Source organism: Mycobacterium mantenii (assembly GCF_001667865.1).
GTDB lineage: Bacteria > Actinomycetota > Actinomycetes > Mycobacteriales > Mycobacteriaceae > Mycobacterium > Mycobacterium mantenii_A.
The window spans coordinates 103,673-116,323 of sequence record NZ_LZJP01000066.1 but is presented as its reverse complement, the minus strand read 5'-3'; the positions used below and the strand labels follow the sequence as shown (position 1 = coordinate 116,323).

Here is a 12,651-nt window from a genome sequence, read left to right as displayed (position 1 = left end):
ATGGGGTTGTGACCTGGTCGCCTTCTGTGTTCCGGGCCAATAGCAGATACCCTGTTTTGGATGGTCCCCCTCTGGTTCACGCTCTCCGCGCTGTGCTTCGTCGGCGCGGGGGTGTTGCTGTACGTCGACATCGATCGGCGGCGCGGGCGCAGCAGGCGCCGCAAGTCGTGGGCGCGATCGCACGGGTTCGACTACGAGCGTGAATCGACCGACATCCTCAAGCGCTGGAAGCGCGGCGTGATGTCCACGGTGGGCGACGTCACCGCCCAGAACGTGGTGCTGGGTCAGATCCGTGGCGAGGCCGTCTACATCTTCGACCTGGAAGAGGTCGCGACGGTCATCGCACTGCACCGCAAGGTGGGCACGAACGTTGTGGTGGACCTGCGGCTCAAGGGACTGAAAGAGCCTCGGGAGAGCGACATTTGGCTGTTGGGCGCGATCGGGCCGCGGATGGTCTACTCCACCAATCTGGACGCCGCCCGCCGGGCCTGCGACCGCCGCATGGTCACCTTCGCGCACACCGCACCGGACAGCGCCGAGATCATGTGGAACGAACAGAACTGGACGCTGGTCGCCATGCCGATCACCAGCACCCGCACCCAGTGGGACGAGGGTCTGCGCACCGTACGTCAGTTCAACGACCTGTTGCGGGTGCTGCCGCCGCTGCCCGAAGAGGCCCCCCAGGAAACCGGGGCGCCGTCGGGACCGCGCAACGCCTCGCCCAGCCGGCCGTTGGCGCCCGCGGGCCGCGCCGAGCTGCCGCCCCGACGTCCGCAGCAGGATGTGGCGGGGCTGATGGGCCCCGATCTTGCGCCGGGTCGCCGCGCCGCCGAGCCGCTGCGCCGGGAGCAGCCGCGACCCGAAGGGCGCCCGGAGACCATCCGCCGCCCACCGCCCTCCGGACGCAACGGCCACCAGGCCAGCAACTATCAGCGCTGACGGCGGGCCCCGGGTAGCCCAGAGGCCGGTGCGGCCGCCGTCATTAAGATGTCGCTCATGCCTCGCCCCGTCGCCCTGATCACTGGGCCAACGTCGGGAATCGGCGCCGGATTCGCGCGACGCTATGCCAGCGACGGCTACGACCTGGTGCTGGTCGCCCGCGACGTCGACCGCCTGAGCCGGCTGTCGGCCGAGTTGCAAAAACACGCCGGTGCCGTCGAGATCCTGCCCGCCGACCTGGCCGATCCCGTCGGCCGCCAACGGGTCTGCGACCGGCTCGCCGCCGGGGGAGTGCGCGTCCTGGTGAACAACGCCGGCTTCGGCACCTCCGGCGACTTCTGGTCCGCCGACCCCGCGCTGCTGCAGTCCCAGCTCGACGTCAACGTCACCGCGGTCATGCACCTGACCCGGGCGGCCCTGCCGGCCATGCTCGAGGCCGGCGCCGGCACCGTCATCAACATCGCCAGCGTCGCCGGGCTGGTGCCCGGGCGCGGGTCGACCTATTCGGCGTCCAAGGCCTGGGTGATCTCGTTCAGCGAGGGCCTGGCCGTCGGCCTGCAGGGCACCGGGGTTTCCGTGCACGCCGTGTGCCCGGGCTACGTGCACACCGAATTTCACGACCGCGCCGGGATCGACATGGCCAAGTCACCGTCGTTCATGTGGCTCGAGGTCGACGACGTCGTCAGCCAAAGCCTGGCCGATGTCGCCCGCGGCAAGGTGATCAGCATTCCGGGCCTGCAGTACAAGGCGATCATCGCCGCCGAGCGCCTGATGCCGCGGAGCCTGATGCGAGCGGTCACCAAACGAATCGGGAGTGGCCGTGGCCGGACCTGACCTCGAAGAGCTGGCGGAGCTGGTGCGGCGGCTGTCGGTGGTGCACGGGCGGGTCACGCTGTCCTCGGGCAAGGAGGCCGACTACTACGTCGACCTGCGCCGGGCCACCCTGCACCACCGCGCCTCGGCGCTGATCGGCACGTTGATGCGGGAACTGACCAGCGACTGGGACTACGACGTGGTCGGCGGCCTGACGCTGGGCGCGGACCCGGTGGCCACCGCCGTCATGCACGCGCCGGGCCGTCCCATCGACGCCTTTGTCGTGCGTAAGTCGGCGAAAACCCATGGGCTGCAACGTCTTATCGAAGGATCAGAGGTTTCCGGCAAGCGGGTGCTGGTCGTCGAGGACACCAGTACCACCGGCAATTCGGCGCTGACCGCGGTGCGCGCCGTCCAGGAGGCCGGCGGCGACGTGGTGGGGGTGGCCACCGTGGTGGACCGCGCCACCGGCGCCGCCGAGGCCATCGAGGCCGAGGGGCTGCCCTACCGGAGCGTGCTCGGCCTCGCCGATCTGGGGCTGAGCTAGTTGCCGGCGAGTCCTCGTATGCACCCGTTGTCACATAGGCCGCAGGAATCCCTGGCGCGGGCGATGTTCATTGTGCCCGCCTCACAGCGACAAGAGCGCCGCAGCACGGGGGCGCCCGAGTTGTCGCTGAAAGGCGGGCAATTCGTCCCTCCCTTCGGCCCGGGGCTGCTGTGCCGGATGTGGCCGGCGTGGCAGGGGAGTCCCGGCCCGACCGCGAGTCGCTGAACTATGCGCACCTTCCTTGCGATAGCAGCCTGTTTGACGCTGTGCGTGGCCGGCTGCTCGTCCCCGAACCAACCCGTGCGTCCCTACGGCGCCCAGGGTGCGCGACTCGGCGAGTCGCTGGCCTTGCTGGGCTGGAACATGTCGGTGTCGAATCTGCGCTGGGACGGCGACTTTGTGCTGGTCGACGTCGACGCGAGCCCGGCGTCGGCCAAGGAGCCGCACGCCAAACCCGAGGACATCCGCTTCGGGCTCTACGGCGCACTGGCACACCCGATAGAGACCGCGGGCCTGGGCAGCTGTGACAGCGCGAAGGCCAGCGTGCGGGACATCCCCGCACCGCTCTCGGCGCCGCGCGACCGGCTCACCGGCACGGTTTGCCTTGGGCCGCTGAAGGATCGAAGCCAGGCGCGCGGTGTCTACGTCTACTCGCCGCGCGACCGGATCCCGGACAGTTCGTCGGCCTACCCGGTCGCCTTCCCGGTGGGCCTGCTGCCGACCAACGCCAACGACAGCGGCGGCCTGGCGGTCAAGACCGCCAGCCTGTCGGCGTGGCGGGCCGACGGCATCCCGGTGACCAAGATGCAGCTGGGGGATCCGGGAGCGTTCACCGGCAACGGCTACATGCTGCTGGGGCTGGAAGCCACCGCCATCGCGGCCCGCTATCGCGACGAGTCCGCCAAGCGCGGCGGCCCGATGATGCTGCTGGCGTCGCCGACCCTGCCCGCCCCGGGGTTGAATCCTGCCTGCGCGACGTACGGGTCGTCGGTGCTGATCCTGCCCGACGCCTCACTGGACGCCGTGCACGTCAACGCGTCGCTGTGCACCCAGGGCGAGATCAACGACGCGCTGCTGTACGCCACGCTGGCGATCGACGGTACGCACGCCGGGGTGTGGACCCAGCGATGAGCGGGCCCGGGCCCACCGAGTGGGCGGTGACGCCGCCGGCCGGCGTCGGACCGTGGCCGGGCGAGTTGCCCGACGATCCGCGGTATGACCCAGTCCTGTTGCGCGAGGGCGACACTCGCAATGTCGTCGACGCCTACCGGTACTGGACGCGGGAGGCGATCATCGCCGACATCGACCGGCGCCGGCATCCCCTGCACGTGGCGATCGAGAACTTCGGGCACGACGCCAACATCGGTTCGGTGGTGCGCACCGCCAACGCCTTCGCGGTGCACACCGTGCACATCGTGGGTCGGCGACGGTGGAATCGCCGCGGCGCCATGGTGACCGACCGCTATCAGCGGCTGTGCCACCACGACAGCACCGCCGAACTGCTGGACTTCGCGGCGGACGCCGGGCTGACCGTGGTCGCCGTGGACAACGTCCCGGGCGCGGCACGCCTGGAACGGGCCGCGCTGCCGCGCGAGTGCTTGCTGGTGTTCGGTCAGGAGGGGCCCGGCATCACCGACGACACCCGCACTGGCGCGCGGCTGACGGTGTCGATCGCGCAGTTCGGCTCGACGCGCAGCATCAACGCCGGCGTCGCCGCCGGGATCGCCATGCACGCCTGGGTCCAGCAGCACGCCGATCTGTCCCGCGCTTGGTGATCGAGTGTGAGCCCACGGCTTTGACTGTGCACCGACGGCGGCCTCGCGCGGCTTGGGCTCAAGGGGTGAGTGCAACTCGGAGGCATCGAGGCCACCGGCGTGGGGCAGGATCGACAGGTATGGATCAGCTCTGGGCCAACCGCGCGGCCAGCAGCGAAGCCGCCGTCACGCAACGACACCTGAAGCGGCTGTGGGGCCTGCCCGCGACCCAACTGGGCGTGGTGGCCTGGCCGGCCACGCGGCGCGACCGCTGGTTCGGCACCTGGCACTACTGGTGGCAGGCGCATCTGCTCGACTGCCTGGTCGACGCCCAGGCGCGCGACCCGCAGCCGCACCGGCATACCGAGATCAACCGGCAGGTCCGCTCGCACCGGCTGCGCAACAACTTCTCGTGGATCAACAGCTACTACGACGACATGGCCTGGCTGGCGCTGGCGCTGGAACGCGCCGCCCGGATCGCCGGCGTCGAGCGCCCGCGCGCGTTGCCCAAGCTCGCCAACCAATTCCTGCGGGCATGGGTGCCCGAGGACGGCGGCGGCATCCCGTGGCGCAAGTCCGACCAGTTCTTCAACGCCCCGGCCAACGGCCCGGCGGGGATCTTCCTCGCGCGCTACGGGGACCATATGCGGCGCGCCCAGCAGATGGCCGACTGGATCGACGAGACCCTGATCGACCCGGAGACGCACCTGGTGTTCGACGGCATCAAAGCCGGCTCGCTGGTGCGCGCGCAGTACACCTACTGCCAGGGCGTGGTGCTCGGGCTGGAGACGGAACTGGCGGCACGCACCCATGACGATCGGCACGCGCCCCGGGTGCACCGGCTGGTCGCGGCCGTGCACGACCACATGGCCCCTGCGGGCGTGCTGACCGGCGCCGGCGGCGGGGACGGCGGCCTGTTCGCCGGGGTGACCGCGCGCTACCTGGCGCTGGTGGCCACCGCCCTGCCGGGGGAGGGGGCCGACGACGTGCTGGCCCGCGACACCGCCCGGCAGATCGTGCTGGCCAGCGCGAGGTCGGCCTGGGACAACAGGCAGACGGCGGACGGGCTGCCGGTGTTCGGCCCGTTCTGGGACCGCGACGCCCAGCTGCCCACCGCGGGCGGCAAAGAGGCGGAGTTCGTCGAGGGCGCGGTGATGGCTTCCGAGGTGGCCGAACGGGACCTGTCGGTGCAGCTGTCGGGGTGGATGCTCATGGAGGCCGCCTGTAACGTCTCCGCCGAGTCGCCGCACGAGAACAGGAGCGCCCTGTGAGCAATAAGGTCCACCACGACGCAGAGTCGGCTCTGCACGGCCTGCTGAAGGACGGCATCACCATCGCCGCCGGTGGCTTCGGCCTGTGCGGCATCCCGGAGAAGCTGATCCAGGCTCTGGTCGACAGCGGCATCAAGGACCTCACCATCGTCGGAAACAACGCCGGCGTAGACGATTTCGGCATGGGACTGCTGCTCAAGGGGCGGCAGGTGAAGAAGGTGGTCGCCTCCTACGTCGGCGAGAACAAGGAGTTCGAGCGCCAGGTGCTGGCCGGGGAGCTGGACCTGGTGCTGACGCCGCAGGGCACGCTCGCGGAGAAGTTGCGGGCCGGCGGCGCGGGCATCCCCGGCTTCTACACGCGGACGGCCTTCGGCACCAACCTTGCCGAGGGCAAGGACACCAGGGTCTTCGACGGCACCGAATACGTTCTGGAAGAAGGCATTCGGGCCGACGTGGCGATCGTCAAGGCGTGGAAGGGCGACACCGCCGGCAACCTCGTCTACCGCAAGACGGCGCGCAACTTCAATCCCATGATCGCCACCTGCGGCGCGATCACGGTGGCCGAGGTGGAGGAGCTGGTCGAGGTCGGCGAGCTGGACCCCGACCTGATCCACACCCCCGGCATCTACGTGGACCGCATCATCGCGGGCACCGGCTACGAGAAGCGCATCGAGTTCCGCACCACCAGCGGCGGTGCCGCGCTGAAGAACGACAGCCCCGTCCGCGAGCGGATGGCCCAGCGCGCCGCCCAGGAGTTGCGCGACGGCTATTACGTGAACCTGGGCATCGGCATCCCGACGCTGGTGGCCAACTTCATTCCCGACGGCATCAAGGTCACGCTGCAATCGGAGAACGGACTGCTCGGCATCGGGGCCTACCCGAGCGAGGACACCGTCGATCCCGACCTCATCAACGCGGGCAAGCAGACCATCACCAGCCTGCCCGGGTCCAGCTTCTTCAGCAGCGCCGATTCCTTCGCGATGATCCGCGGCGGCCACATCGACCTGTCCATCCTGGGCGCCCTGGAAGTCGCCGAGAACGGCGACCTGGCCAACTGGATGGTGCCGGGCAAGATGGTCAAGGGACCGGGCGGCGCAATGGATCTGGTGTCGGGCGTCAAGCGAGTGATCGTGCTGATGGACCACACCGCCAAGGACGGCAGTCCGAAGATCCTCAGCCAGTGCACGCTGCCGCTGACCGGCAAGAACGTCGTCGACATGATCATCACCAACCTGTGCGTCTTCGACGTTGAGCCGGGACGGGGACTGACGCTCACCGAGCTGCAGCCCGGGGTGACCGTCGAGGAGGTTCGCGCCAAGACCGGCTGCGACTTCAACGTCGCGGTCTGACCCGACTAGTCGGTGGCCGGCAGCCGCTCGGGTTCCTTGTCGGGCTCGGCCGCCTGGTGCCGCCGTCCCCGAGAGCTTCGCCAGGCGGCGATCAACGCCGGCATCAGCGAGACGACCAGGATCACCAGCAGGATCTTCTGCAGGTTGTGGTGCACGAACGGCACGTTGCCCAGGAAGTAGCCCGCCAGCGTCACGCCGCCGCCCCAGAGGATGCCGCCGACGATGTCGAAGCCCAAGAACACCGGGTAGCGCATGTAGGACACCCCGGCGACCGGCGGGACGAACGTCCGCACGAACGGCGCGAACCGCGCCAGGATGATCGCCCAGGGCCCGTACTTCTCGAAGAACGCGTGCGACTCGGTCACGTAGTGCTTCTTGAAGAACCGGGAGTCTTCCTTCTTGAACAGCGCCGGGCCGATCCGCCGGCCGATGAAATACCCGGTCTGATCGCCCAGTATCGCCACGGTGGCGACGGCGGGCGCCAGCACCCAGATGCTGGCCGGCGGGTTCGGGTGGGCGGCCAGCAGCCCGCCGGTGAACAGCAGCGATTCGCCGGGCAGCAACGGAAACAGCAGCCCGGTCTCGATGAAGACGATGACCAGGATGCCGGGCAGCACCGCGGACCCGAAGACGCCGTCGGCGCCCAACCAATACATCGGGTCGAAGATGTGGGGCAGGGCCGTCACGGCGGTGCTCATGATTGCTCAACATACCGGCGAAACGACGCTGGCCCGCACAAAGCCCGGCCTAACACGCGCCCCGGTCCGCCGGGTAGCTGCCGACCACACATCCGTGGTTGGGTAGGAGCAGCCGTCAGGAGGTGTCCGATGCCCATCGCCACGCCCGAGGTTTACGCCGAGATGCTGCGGCGCGCCAAGGAAGGCACGTATGCCTTCCCGGCGATCAACTGCACCTCGTCGGAGACGGTGAACGCGGCCATCAAAGGCTTCGCCGATGCCGGCAGCGACGGGATCATCCAGTTCTCCACCGGGGGCGCCGAATTCGCGTCGGGGCTGGGTGTCAAGGACATGGTGGCCGGCGCGGTGGCACTGGCCGAGTTCACCCGCTGCATTGCGGACAGATATCCGATCAACGTCGCGCTACACACCGACCACTGCCCCAAGGACAAGCTGGACACCTATGTCCGCCCGCTGCTGGCGATCTCGGCCGAACGGGTGGCGGCGGGTCAGGATCCGCTGTTCGGGTCGCACATGTGGGACGGTTCGGCCGTGCCGATCGACGAGAACCTGGTGATCGCGCGAGAGCTGCTCAAGGAGGCGGCGGCCGCCAAGATCGTCCTCGAGATCGAGATCGGCGTGGTGGGCGGCGAGGAGGACGGCGTCGCCCACGAGATCAACGACAAGCTGTACACCACGCCGGAGGACTTCGAGAAGACCATCGACGCGCTGGGCCACGGCGAGCACGGCAAGTATCTGCTGGCCGCGACGTTCGGCAACGTGCATGGCGTCTACAAGCCGGGCAACGTCAAGCTCCGCCCCGACATCCTGGCGCAGGGCCAGAAGGTGGCGGCGGCCCGGCTGGGGCTGTCCGAGGAGGCCAAGCCGTTCGACTTCGTCTTCCACGGCGGTTCCGGTTCGCTGACGTCGGAGATCGAGGAGGCGCTGCGCTACGGCGTGGTGAAGATGAACGTCGACACCGACACCCAGTACGCGTTCACCCGCCCGATCGCCGGCCACATGTTCGGCAACTACGACGGCGTGCTCAAGGTCGACGGCGAGGTGGGCGTCAAGAAGGTCTATGACCCACGCAGCTATCTCAAGAAGGCCGAGGCGTCGATGTCCGAGCGGGTGGTCCAGGCCTGCACCGACCTGCACTGCGCGGGAAAGTCTTTGAGCGCCTGAGCTAGCCGCTCGAGTGTGAAGCTAGCCGCACACTCGACCCCGAACGAGCGGCTGGCCGCACACTCGGCGCGAGCGCCTGAGCTAGCCGCTGGCGGACTGGCAGACCTTCCACCGGTCGTCGCGGTACTGCAAATCCAGGCTGCGGGTGGAGCGCAGCTGCGGGTCGTAGGCCATGAACGTGGTGACGTTCGCCTCGGCGTGCTGACCGTTGACCACCACCTGATCGATGCTGGCGATCACCGGATACTGCTTGGCCGCCGACACCCGCCGATAGGTCTCGTCCCACGCGTGCTCGTCGTAATCGGCGTAGCCGTCACGGGTGGTGCCGCAGGTGATGGTGCGCAGCGTGGTCAGGTCACCCCGCTGGATCGCGACGTCGAAGTTCTGGATCGTGTGCCGAACCTGGTCTTCCTGCGAGACATTCGTGTGTTTGCCCCGGGTGAGCAGCACCGTGCCCAGGATCGCGATCGCCGCCAGCGCCAGCACGATCACGACGATTGCCAGGACCCAGCCCCAGTTGAATTGCCGGTTGGTGCGCAGTTTCCCGCCGAGTCGGGGTGGGATCGATTGCGGCACAGCGGGTTTGGGTGGGACCCCGAACTGTGCGGTGCCGTCCGGCGGGGTCGAGAAGACCTCGGTGGCGGGTTCCGGGGTGGTGGAGATGATCGCGGTCTCTTTGGCGTCGAAGCCCGGCGCGGTGAAGCGACGCTCGCGCTGCGGCTCGTCCGGGATCTCCTGCGGGCCGCTGCGCGGGTCGGGTCTGTTGATCACCACGGTCTCGGTCTCGGAGTCGCTGGGGACCATAGGGACGCTCTCGGTGGCGTCGTCGCCGCTTTGGAAGCCGGACTCGGCCCCCCACTCGTCGCTCGGTTCGGTGCGAGACTCGCGTGGGTCGAACCCGGGCCGTTGCGGCGTGCCGCCGCGTCCGGGTTCGGATGGGTTGGGCATGAGTACCACTGTCCTCCCGCTTAGTGGGGTAGTTGCAGAGCTTAGCGACCGAGTACCCGACTCGCGGCGATGGCCGAGGTGCGTCACGCGGGCAAAACGGGCGAGCTGCAGAATAGAGCCATGACGCCGATGGGAGATCTTCTAGGGCCCGACCCGATCCTGCTGCCTGGAGATACCGATGCCGAGGCGGAACTGCTCGCCGGTGAGAACCCGGGCATCGTCGCCGCCGCGCACCCCACGGCGTCGGTGGCCTGGGCGGCGCTGGCCGAGCGGGCGCTGGCCGACGACCAGGCCATCACCGCCTACGCCTATGCCCGCACCGGCTACCACCGTGGCCTGGACCAGCTGCGCAGAAACGGCTGGAAGGGCTTCGGCCCGGTGCCCTACGCGCACGAACCCAACCGGGGCTTCCTGAGGTGTGTGGCGGCGCTGGCACGCGCCGCCGACACGATCGGCGAAACCGACGAGTACGCGCGGTGCCTGGACCTGCTCGACGACTGCGACCCCGCCGCGCGCAACGAGCTCGGGCTCTGATCAGAAGCCTTCCGAACAATCGCTGTCGTCGGGGCAGTCGATCTGGATCGTGGCGTGTTCCAGCCCGCGGGCCGACAACACCGCACGCGCGTCGTGCAGCACCCGGGCGGAGTCGCCGCCGCTGATCAGGTGTGCGGTGCACATGTCCTTGCCCGGTGAGAGCGTCCACACGTGCAGGTCGTGCACGTCGGTCACCCCGTCGACGGCACCCAGCGCGGAGCGCAGTTCCGCCACGTCGATGTGCGTCGGCGACGATTCGGACAGGATGCGCAGCGCGTCGCGGGCCAGCGAGACGGCCCGGGGCAGCACCCAGAGGGCGACAAGCACGGCCACCACCACGTCGGCGTAGGGCCAGTGCGTCGTCACGGTCACCACACCGGCGATCAGCACACCCAGGCTGCCCACGGTGTCGGCGATGACCTCCATGTAGGCGCCCTTGACCGCCAGGCTGCCCGACGAGTGGGAACGCAGCAGCAGCGCGACGACGAAGTTGGCGGCCAGCCCGGCCAGCGCGACCACGATCATCGGCACGCCGGGGACGACGGGCGCTTCGCTGAGCCGTCGGATCGCCTCGTAGAGGATGAACACCGCCACGCCGATCAGCAGCCCCGCGTTGGCGACGGCGGTGAACACCTCGGCCCGATGCCAGCCGTAGGTGCGGGCGGGCGACGAGCTACCGCGGCGGGCCAGTGTGACGGCGCCGAGCCCCATGAAGACGGCGACGACGTCGGTCAGCATGTGGCCGGCGTCGGCCAGCAGCGCGATCGAGTTGATCAGCAGCGAGGTGACCAGCTCCACCACGAAGAACGCCGCGAGAATCGCCGCGGCCATGATCATGCGCGGTATCAGCCGGGCGGCGTCCGTCTCGGCGGGGGTGTGGTTGTGGCCTGCGCCCATGCCGCGAAATATATGCGTATCGACGCATATATGGCAAGGGTCAGAACCAGCGGCTCCAGAAGCGGGTCAGCGCGTTGCCCCAGCCCACCAGCACGTCCGGCACACCAGACACGTCGAACAAAGACAACACCACCCCGAAGAACCAATGGTTGAGCACCGGTGCCAGCAGCAAGAACAACAGGATGACGAAGCCCCACTGCTTGGCCGGCGCCAGCGCACGCTGGGTCTCGGAACTCAGATGCGGTTCCAAGGCGTCGTAGCCGTCCAGGCCCGGGATGGGCAGCAGATTCAGCAACACGGCGGTCAGCTGAAGGAAAGCCAGGAATGCCACCCCGGACCACAGCACCGCGTGCGCCGGGTCGAAGAACAACCGCGTCGCCGTCAGCAGCAGCACCGCCAGCACGAGGTTGGCCGCCGGGCCGGCCAGGCTGACCATGGTGCGCCGGGCCGGTGACATGAACCAGGTGCGCACGTAGACCGCCGCGCCGGGCAGGCCGATGCCGCCCAGCAAGATGATCACCATCGGCAGCAGCAACGACAGCGCGGGATGGCTGTAGCGGCGCGGATCCAGCGTCAGGTACCCGCGCACGGCGGCGTCGTGGTCGCCGAACCGCCAGGCGGTCACCGCGTGCCCGAACTCGTGCAGGCACAGCGACACCAGCCAGCCGGAGATCACGAAGATGAACACCCCGGCATAGGCCAGCGGCCGCGTGCTGATCCCGGCCGACCAGGCCAGCGCGGCGCCGACGCCCGTCAACCCGATCAGGCCCAGAAAGATCGGGCTGGGCCGTACCGATTCGTGCTGGGAGGCGCGGAAGGTCACCGGTCGAAACTAGCGGACCAGCAGCCAGCCTTCGATGTTGCGGTAGAACGCCGAGCGGCGGGCGTCGCGCGGGGCGGGAACGCCGTCACGCAGGACGGCGGCACCCGTGCTGCCCAGTTGGGCGGCGCGGCCGGTGACCCATCGGCGCCAGAGGCGGCCCACCCCCGGGCCGTCGATCGCCGCGCGCAGGCCCGGCGCGGTTAGCGTCGGCTCGATCCACACGCCGGTGACGTCGCCGTCGAACAACGTGGTGTCGTCGACCACCGCCTCGCCGTGAATGAACCGCGCGCCCTCCGGCGGGAGCCAGCGGGCCCGCCCGACGATCGCCGACCCGGTCTCGTCGCGGATCAGTGTCACCCGCCGCGCCGAGCCCCGCCTGGCCCGCCGCGCCGCCCGGCTTCCCGCGGGCAGGCGGTAGATCCGGGTGGCCCGGGTGCGGCGGCGCGGCACGTAGGCCACCTCGACGTCGAGCCGGTCGGCGCGCAACAGCCGGGTCAGCACCGTGGCCAGCTCGGCGTCGGCGCCCAGCACGACCAGCCGCCGGTATGGGCCGATCGCGGCATCGATGTCGGTTTCACTGACGACCCGGTGGGCGGGCATGCCCCGCAACGTTTGATAGGCGGGCCTTTTGCCGAACAGAAGGATCGCGGCGGCTCGATCTTCCTGCGTCACAGTTCTATCCAATCAACAAACATCCAAAGCCTTTGTCATCCAACCACTCTGGTCCGATCGATGATCAGATACGAACTTCGACGTCGGAAGCCCTTGTCATAACGACACAGTCACAACATGGTGTCGACTGCGAAAGTTGTTGCACCGCTGCTGGGAAACACCCGGATACTTTACTCCTGCCACAGGGCCGACGTTGCGCGGAATCCCGCCACGAGTGGTTGAGAGAACGGAGAACGACCATT

The 12,651-nt window shown here is 69.0% G+C and carries 14 protein-coding genes; 9 read left to right on the top strand and 5 right to left on the bottom strand.

Translation table 11 applies throughout. From position 1 onward, the window contains the following. Positions 1 to 60: 60 nt before the first annotated feature. From ttfA to A5688_RS28320, 7 genes are all read left to right on the top strand, one after another. Entirely contained in the window at positions 61 to 939 is an 879-nt protein-coding gene (gene ttfA, locus A5688_RS10670; RefSeq protein WP_067838999.1) for a trehalose monomycolate transport factor TtfA, read from the top strand. Positions 940 to 996: 57 nt separating this feature from the next. Next, positions 997 to 1,773, top strand: coding sequence for an SDR family NAD(P)-dependent oxidoreductase (locus A5688_RS10665; protein WP_067914052.1), 777 nt, complete (start codon positions 997 to 999; stop codon positions 1,771 to 1,773). Then, positions 1,760 to 2,299, top strand: a complete 540-nt coding sequence (pyrE, locus tag A5688_RS10660; protein WP_067914099.1) for an orotate phosphoribosyltransferase — start codon at positions 1,760 to 1,762, stop codon at positions 2,297 to 2,299. Before A5688_RS10665 ends, pyrE begins: the two co-directional genes overlap by 14 nt. A 228-nt stretch (positions 2,300 to 2,527) precedes the next feature. After that, complete coding sequence (locus A5688_RS10655) at positions 2,528 to 3,430, top strand: hypothetical protein (RefSeq protein WP_067839005.1); 903 nt, start codon at positions 2,528 to 2,530, stop codon at positions 3,428 to 3,430. Then, a complete protein-coding gene (locus A5688_RS10650) occupies positions 3,427 to 4,074 on the top strand; it encodes a TrmH family RNA methyltransferase (RefSeq protein ID WP_067839007.1) in 648 nt (215 codons plus the stop codon). The genes A5688_RS10655 and A5688_RS10650 overlap by 4 nt, the downstream gene beginning before the upstream one ends. 119 nt (positions 4,075 to 4,193) lie before the next feature. After that, positions 4,194 to 5,324, top strand: coding sequence for a glycoside hydrolase family 76 protein (locus tag A5688_RS10645; RefSeq protein ID WP_067914056.1), 1,131 nt, complete (start codon positions 4,194 to 4,196; stop codon positions 5,322 to 5,324). Continuing rightward, positions 5,321 to 6,673 carry a 3-oxoacid CoA-transferase gene (locus A5688_RS28320; RefSeq protein WP_067839013.1) on the top strand — a complete coding sequence of 451 codons (1,353 nt, stop codon included), beginning with the start codon at positions 5,321 to 5,323 and terminating at the stop codon, positions 6,671 to 6,673. Before A5688_RS10645 ends, A5688_RS28320 begins: the two co-directional genes overlap by 4 nt. Positions 6,674 to 6,678: 5 nt before the next feature. Here A5688_RS28320 and A5688_RS10635 read toward each other — a convergent pair whose 3' ends face one another. Next, positions 6,679 to 7,371 carry a DedA family protein gene (locus A5688_RS10635; protein ID WP_067839016.1) on the bottom strand — a complete coding sequence of 231 codons (693 nt, stop codon included), beginning with the start codon at positions 7,369 to 7,371 and terminating at the stop codon, positions 6,679 to 6,681. 129 nt (positions 7,372 to 7,500) lie between these two features. Here A5688_RS10635 and fbaA point away from each other — a divergent pair, with 129 nt between their 5' ends. After that, the gene (gene fbaA, locus A5688_RS10630) at positions 7,501 to 8,535 is read left to right on the top strand and encodes a class II fructose-bisphosphate aldolase (protein ID WP_067914060.1); all 1,035 of its coding nucleotides are present in this window, start codon (positions 7,501 to 7,503) and stop codon (positions 8,533 to 8,535) included. Positions 8,536 to 8,616: 81 nt separating this feature from the next. On the opposite strand, the gene A5688_RS10625 is transcribed toward fbaA, so the two are convergent. Continuing rightward, complete coding sequence (locus tag A5688_RS10625) at positions 8,617 to 9,483, bottom strand: hypothetical protein (RefSeq protein WP_067839023.1); 867 nt, start codon at positions 9,481 to 9,483, stop codon at positions 8,617 to 8,619. A 120-nt stretch (positions 9,484 to 9,603) separates the two neighbouring features. Between A5688_RS10625 and A5688_RS10620 the strand changes: the two genes are divergently transcribed. Then, a complete protein-coding gene (locus tag A5688_RS10620) occupies positions 9,604 to 10,017 on the top strand; it encodes a DUF3151 domain-containing protein (protein WP_067914103.1) in 414 nt (137 codons plus the stop codon). Here the strand turns inward: A5688_RS10620 and A5688_RS10615 are convergent, their stop codons facing one another. The 3 genes from A5688_RS10615 to A5688_RS10605 are packed head-to-tail and all read right to left on the bottom strand — an operon-like array spanning position 10,018 to position 12,337. Then, the gene (locus A5688_RS10615) at positions 10,018 to 10,914 is read right to left on the bottom strand and encodes a cation diffusion facilitator family transporter (RefSeq protein ID WP_067839026.1); all 897 of its coding nucleotides are present in this window, start codon (positions 10,912 to 10,914) and stop codon (positions 10,018 to 10,020) included. A gap of 40 nt (positions 10,915 to 10,954) precedes the next feature. Further along, positions 10,955 to 11,737 (bottom strand): site-2 protease family protein, encoded by a 783-nt coding sequence (locus A5688_RS10610; protein WP_067839029.1) that lies wholly within the window; start codon positions 11,735 to 11,737, stop codon positions 10,955 to 10,957. A gap of 9 nt (positions 11,738 to 11,746) precedes the next feature. Beyond that, positions 11,747 to 12,337: a peptidase M50 gene (locus A5688_RS10605; protein WP_242660381.1), complete on the bottom strand. Its 591-nt coding sequence runs from the start codon at positions 12,335 to 12,337 to the stop codon at positions 11,747 to 11,749. Positions 12,338 to 12,651: the final 314 nt, after the last annotated feature.